Raw genomic sequence first — 5,513 nt, 5'->3', positions numbered from 1 at the left:
ACCCCGGTCTCGGTCACCGCTGCGCTCGCTCCGTTCACCCCGCTCGCCAGACCGTTCGCCACCCCGGTCGCGGTCACGGCCGCCCCGGTCACCACCCCGGTCGCCCCGCTCGCCACCCCGGTCGCGGTCACGGCCGCCCCGGTCACCACCCCGGTCCCGGTCGCGGCCACCGCCGCCCTCGCGGAAGCCGCGCTCGCCACCGCCGCTCTCGGGCCGGCGCTGCATCGACAGCTCGCCATCGCCCGAGCCCGGCGACGAGGCCACCTTGTGGTCCCCGCCCTGCGCGCTGCGGCCGTAGATGTCGTACTGCTCGCGGTGGTAGTTCTGCTGCGCCTTCACCTGGATGGACTTGTTGTAGCGGTCCATCAGGTGGCGCAGCTCCTGCCGCTCCTCGCCCTGGAGCAGCCGCGCCACCTCGGCGTTGCAGTTGATGACCAGCGTGGGGTCCTTGTAGCCCGGCGCCTCGCGGCGGATCTCCCCGAAGATCTCATAGGCCACCGTGGTCGCCGTCTTCACGAAGCCCTTGCCGTCGCAGTACGGGCAGTCCTCGTGGAGGACGCGGCCGATGGACTCGCGCACGCGCTTGCGCGTCATCTCCACCAGGCCCAGCTCGGAGATCTTCAGCACGTTCGTCTTGGCCTTGTCCCGGCCCAGCGCCTCCTGCAGGGACTTGAAGACCTTGTCGCGGTTCTGCGGCTTCTCCATGTCGATGAAGTCGCAGATGATGATGCCGCCGATGTTGCGCAGCCGCAGCTGGTAGACGATCTCCTTGGCGGCCTCGACGTTGATCTTGGTGATCGTCTCCTCGAGGCTCTTCTTGCCGACGTAGCGGCCCGAGTTGACGTCGATGGCGGTGAGCGCCTCGGCCTGGTCGATGATGAGGTAGCCGCCGCTCTTGAGCCACACCTTGCGCTGGGTGGCGCGCTGCAGCTCGTGCTCAATCCCGTAGGCGTCGAAGATGGGCTCGTCCGACTCGTGGAGCACCACCCGGTCCTTGAGCGCCGGGTCCTGCGCGTTCACGAAGCCGAGGATGCGCTCGTACTCCTCGCGGTCATCCACGACGAGCTTCTCCACGTCGTGGGCGAAGAGGTCACGCGTGGCGCGCAGGATGAGGTCGAGGTCCGGGTGCAGCAGGCCGGGGCCACCGCGCTTCTCGTTGCGGCGCACCACCTGGTTCCACACCTCGATGAGGAAGCGGATGTCGCTCTCCAGCTTCTCCTGCGGCACGTTCTCCGCGACCGTGCGCACGATGAAGCCCGTCCCGGGTGGACGCAGCCGGTCCACGATTTCGCGCAGCCGCTTGCGCTCCTTCTCGTTGGAGATGCGGCGGCTGATGCCCACGTGGTCCACCGTGGGCATGAACACCAGGTGGCGGCCCGGGATGGAGATGTGCGAGGTGAGGCGCGCGCCCTTGGTGCCGATGGGATCCTTGGAGATCTGGACCACGACCTCCTGGCCCACCTTCAGCAGGTCCTCGATCTTCGCCGACTTGCGCGGCTTGGACTTCTCCTCGTCGCGCTTGCGCGGCTGCTCCTCGCGCTGCTTGTTGCGGGGCTTGTCCTTCTCCCGGTCCTTCTCGCGCTCGCGATCCTTCTGCTCGCGGCGGCCCTCGCGGGCCTCACGGGCGGCCTCGCGGTTCTCACGCGGGGCGCGGCGCTCACCGGCGGCCGTCTCGGGCTTCTCGGCCTTCTCGGTGCGGGGAGCGGTCTCGGTCGGCGCGGGAGCGGGGGCCGCCGCGGCGGCGGGCTCGCTCGGAGTCACCGGGGTCGGCTCCGGCGGGAGCGCCAGGGCCACCGAGCCCTCGGTGGCGGGCATCGCCGCGACAGGCTCCGAGGACGTCTGGGCCGCCACGCTCAGGGGCGCGGCCTCCGTCGGCGCCGCCACCGGCTCCTGGGAGCTGCTCACCGGCGCCGGAGAGCTGCTCTCCGGCGCGGACGGGGCACTGACGGACACGGGCTCGGCGGACGCGGTCTCCACAGGGGGGACGGGTGCGGCCTCCTCGGCGCGACGCTCCGGCTCCTGAGCGCGGGGCTCCGGCTCCTGGACGCGACGCTCGGCCGCCTCACCGCTGGCGGCCTGCTCGTGGACCTCGGCCTGCACTTCGGCACCGGAGTCGTGAGCGGCCTCGGCGGCCACGGCCTCGGACTCCTCGGGCACGTCCGGGGCGTCGTCGTCGTGCTCGCCCTCGGTCAGCTCGAACTGGGCGCGCGCGAAGTCCGGGTCGTAGACCACGTCGCTGACGTAGAGGAAGGCCGCCTTTTCCAGGCCGATGTCCACGAAGGCCGCCTGCATGCCCGGGAGGACCCGGACCACGCGGCCTTTGTAGATGTTACCGACAATGCCCTTGTCCTTCTTACGCTCGAGGTAGAACTCCGCGATGTGGCCGCCTTCGACCAGGGCCACGCGGGTCTCCCGGCCCGCCGCGTTGATGACGAGGATGCTGCTCATTGATGAATCCTGGGCGCGCGCGCGGATGCGTGAGCTCCGGCGGACGGGAGGCGACGGCGTCTCCCGCTTCCGAGCGCGCTGCGAGGGGAGAGGCGGCCCCGGCTCCCGCACGCACGTGGGTAGGCAACGGCCCGTGTCTCCGGGGGCCGGCTGTCTCCGCGCGGGTGAAGGTTGAGGGGACCAGGACCTGCTCCTCCGAGTTCAAATCGCCCCGCGGCTGTCCGGCACCCTGCCGGGCGGGGACTTGCTTCCTTACCGAGCGTTCGAGGACCCCTGACGCCCGTGCCGCCCAGCCCCTTCCTTCCTCACCCGGTCGGTGCCCATCCGCGGGCGCCTTGGGGGGGCGATAGAGGTCCGGTGCAGCCGGCGCGCCCTGGTATGCCGGGAACGCACCCGTCTCAAAAATCTCCTGGAGCCCCAAACGCTCCACCCACGGTGGAACGTCCCAAGCCCCGAAAACACCAAAAGGTTTTCACGCCTGATACGACCTGTAAAGGCGAGACATGGAAAATGTCGGCCGTTCGGCAGCACGGGAGGCCCGCCGACCGGCCTGGAGCCGGGGCTCCGGGGTCAGGCCTGGGCGGTTGGAGCCCGTTTCCGGCTCTCCGGCTTGTCCAGCCGGCCGCCGCGCGGGCGCCGGATGAGGCGCAGGCCCGTCCAGGTGCTGTCGATGATGCAGATCTTGTTGTCCACCAGCCCGATGTCGAGCGCGGCCTGGCGGATGAAGTCCTCGGAGAGCGAGGTCTTGATGCCCTCGCCGCTGGGCCAGCACACCCAGATGCCGCCGGTGAGGGCCATGGCGCGCGAGAGGGCGGGCAGGCGCTGGACGAGCTCGTGGGCGTCCTGGGTGAAGAACAGGATGACGTCCAGGCCCGTCTGGGCGGTGATGAGGAACTCGACGCCATCGGGCAGCGGGTTGAGCTGCTGGACAAAGCCCCGAGGCGGGTTGATGACCGAGACCTTGCTGCCGGACTTGATGCCCAGCATCACCGGGAGAGAAGCCATTGCGTAGGGAGTCATGAGGCGCGCTCCACGGTGAAGGTGCTGAACTCCCCGCGCGCCTCGGAGTCGGCGCGCTCCACATCCGACACCCGGGCCTGGGGGGGACCCCGGCGGCACCAGGTGACGAATGCCTCGATGGCCTCGGGTACTCCCTCCACCACCGCCTCCACGGTCCCGTCCGAGAGGTTGCGCACCTGGCCCGTCAGGCCCAGCCGCAGGGCCTCGTTGCGGGCGCTCTCCCTGTAGAACACACCCTGCACCTTGCCCCGAATCCGGAGGCTTGCTCGCCGCCTGTCCATGGTGCCGGTCCCTTACCCTCTCGCGTCCGCCTGCAGGAGCTGCAGGAACGCCTGCTCGTCCACGATTCTTACCCCGAGTTCCTGGGCCTTCTTCAGCTTGCTGCCCGCATCCTCGCCCGCCACGACGAGGTCAGTCTTGCGCGAGACACTTCCCGACACCTTCCCACCCCGGCGTTCAATCTCCTCCTTGGCCTGCTCGCGGCTCATCCCCGTCATGCCGCCGGTGAGCACCACCGTCTTGCCGGCGAAGGCCCCCGTCTTGACGACGCGGGGGGCGGCGGGAGTGATTCCGGCCTGGAGCAGGGCGTCGATGGCCGCGCGATTCTGCGACTCGCGGAAGAAGGCGTAGATGACCTGGGCCATGGTGGGGCCCACGTCCTTGACGCGGGTGATGTCCTCCAGGCTGGCCTCGTAGAGCTGGCGCACGTCCGGGAAGGCCTCGGCGAGCGTCTTGGCGGTGGCCTCGCCCACATGGCGGATGCCGAGCGCGTAGAGGAAGCGGGGCTGGGTGGTCTGCTTGGAGCGCTCGATGTTGGCCAGGAGGTTGTCGGCGCTCTTCTCGCCCATGCGCTCCAGCTCGAGCAGCTTGTCCCGGGTGAGGTGGTAGAGGTCCGCGAAGGTCTTCACCAGCCCGGTGTCCACGAGCTGCTTGGCCAGCTTCTCGCCCAGGCCGTCGACGTCCATGGCCGTGCGCGAGGCGAAGTGGCGCACCTTCTCCACCATCTGCGCGGGGCAGGTGGCGCCGGTGCAGCGGATGATGGCGCCCTCCTCGTCCCGCACGGCCGCCGCGTGGCAGACCGGGCACTCGTGGGGGAAGAGGAACTCCTGGGAGTCAGCGGGGCGCTTGGACTCCACCACCTTCACGATCTCGGGGATGACGTCGCCGGCGCGGCGGATGAAGACGGTGTCGCCCTTGCGCACGTCCTTGCGGCGCAGCTCGTCCTCGTTGTGCAGGGTGGCGCGGCTGACGGTGACGCCGCCCACCTTTACCGGCTTGAGGTGCGCCACCGGGGTGAGCGCGCCCGTGCGGCCCACGTACACCTGGATGTCCTCCACCAGCGTGGCCTCCTCCTCGGGCGGGAACTTGTAGGCCACGGCCCAGCGCGGGCTCTTGGAGACCTGCCCCAGCCGCCGGCGCAGATCCTCCTCGTCCACCTTCACCACCATGCCGTCCACCTCGAAGGGCAGCTCGTGGCGGCCCTCGACGGAGGCGCGGTACTGCTCGCGCACCCCCTCCACGCTCTCCACGCGCACGTGCCGGTTCACCGGCAGCCCGAGCGACTTGAGGTACTCGAGCTTCTCCGTGTGCGAGCGGAACGCGGGCACGCCCTCGCCGGCCACGCACTCGTACAGGAAGAGGGACAGGGGGCGCGAGGCGGTGATGCGCGGGTCCAGCTGGCGCAGGCTGCCGGCGGCGGCGTTGCGCGGGTTGGCGAAGAGCGGCTCGCCCTCCTCCTCGCGCTTCTCGTTGAGCTTCTTGAAGTCCTTCTTGGAGATGAAGACCTCGCCGCGCACCTCGATGCCGCCGGGCACCTTCACCCCATCCTGGGGCAGCAGCTCCATGGGCAGGCTGCGGATGGTGCGCAGGTTGCCGCTGACGTCCTCGCCCTCGGTGCCGTCGCCGCGGGTGGCGCCCCGGATGAAGCGCCCATGCTCATAGAGCAGGGTGACGGCCAGGCCGTCGAGCTTGGGCTCGCACACATAGGCGACCTGGGGAAGGCCCGTCTGGCGGCGGATCCGCTCGTCGAAATCGGAAAGCTCCTC

General features: G+C 70.1%; 4 protein-coding genes. All 4 read right to left on the bottom strand.

Features of this window, described 5'->3' with window-relative positions:
* A partial coding sequence (locus tag VF697_RS24885; protein WP_331099115.1) for an Rne/Rng family ribonuclease occupies positions 1 to 2,448 on the bottom strand: 2,448 nt, incomplete at its 3' end.
* 570 nt (positions 2,449 to 3,018) lie between these two features.
* Complete coding sequence (locus VF697_RS24880; protein ID WP_331099113.1) at positions 3,019 to 3,468, bottom strand: DUF3052 domain-containing protein; 450 nt, start codon at positions 3,466 to 3,468, stop codon at positions 3,019 to 3,021.
* Complete coding sequence (locus VF697_RS24875) at positions 3,465 to 3,749, bottom strand: acylphosphatase (protein ID WP_331099111.1); 285 nt, start codon at positions 3,747 to 3,749, stop codon at positions 3,465 to 3,467. The genes VF697_RS24880 and VF697_RS24875 overlap by 4 nt, the downstream gene beginning before the upstream one ends.
* Positions 3,750 to 3,761: 12 nt before the next feature.
* Positions 3,762 to 5,513: NAD-dependent DNA ligase LigA (gene ligA / locus VF697_RS24870; protein ID WP_331099109.1), on the bottom strand; the 1,752-nt coding region annotated here is incomplete at its 5' end.

Origin of the sequence: Archangium sp. (assembly GCF_036388035.1) — a bacterium.
Classification (GTDB): domain Bacteria; phylum Myxococcota; class Myxococcia; order Myxococcales; family Myxococcaceae; genus Archangium.
The sequence above is the reverse complement of the archived record's forward strand: the minus strand, read 5'-3'. Positions and strand labels throughout refer to the sequence as shown.

Bases quoted from the DNA above. Each gene is read 5' to 3' on its own strand.
- VF697_RS24875 (WP_331099111.1), bottom strand. From the start codon at position 3,749: ATGGACAGGCGGCGAGCAAGCCTCCGGATTCGGGGCAAGGTGCAGGGT.
- VF697_RS24880 (WP_331099113.1), bottom strand. From the start codon at position 3,468: ATGACTCCCTACGCAATGGCTTCTCTCCCGGTGATGCTGGGCATCAAG.